Raw genomic sequence first — 668 nt, 5'->3', positions numbered from 1 at the left:
GGACTGATCCTCGGCGTCGCCGCGTTTCGGTCCCGTCAGTATCACCACACCCGGGCACCCGCCGGCACGCAAAAGATTTCCGAGCTGTTCGCCGTTTGCAGTGTCGTCCGTGTGTAGCGGCCAGCATATCGTGTTGCATTGCGCGCCCAGGTTTTTCAGGGCATCACTCAATTGCGCGGCCAACACATCGGCGGCGGCGGCGCTGATTAGCAGCCAGGTTCCGGCGCTGGCCGAAGGTAGTTCAGGCAACGGTCGCTGCTGCCATTCGATGGTCAGCAGCCGATTGGCCAGTACGCGGTCTCTGTGGGTGGTCTCGGATGCTGCGGTTCCCAATTGCAGTCCCTGCACGCCCAGCAGCACGTTTCCGTGCTCGTCGATTACGTCGAGGTCGGCCTCGATGCCAGAAGTTTCGGCTTTGGTCACCCGGGCAAAGCAGTAGCGTGCTTTACCGGCGGCACCATAGGCGCGCAGCCGCCGCGCCCCCAACGGCAATGTCAGCAGGTCCCCGCCGGCGGCTTGGACGTCGGGGTGAGCCTCGATGGCTTGGAAACAGGCATCCAGCAGTGCGGGGTGTATGTCGTAAGCGTCTTGTTGGGACCGGATTTCGCGGGGGAGTGCGACCTCGGCGAGCACGGTGCTGGTGTCCTGGTCGCCGATGTGTACCGCGA

The 668-nt window shown here is 63.9% G+C and carries 1 protein-coding gene; it reads right to left on the bottom strand.

Going from position 1 to position 668, the window contains the following annotated elements; translation table 11 throughout:
• Positions 1-668, bottom strand: a 668-nt coding sequence (locus tag AC5Y2L_RS28560) for a polyketide synthase dehydratase domain-containing protein (protein ID WP_499940095.1), incomplete at both ends; no start/stop codon positions are given.

This window comes from Mycobacterium sp. NGS66 (assembly GCF_059812225.1).
This window is presented reverse-complemented; position numbering and strand designations above follow the sequence as displayed.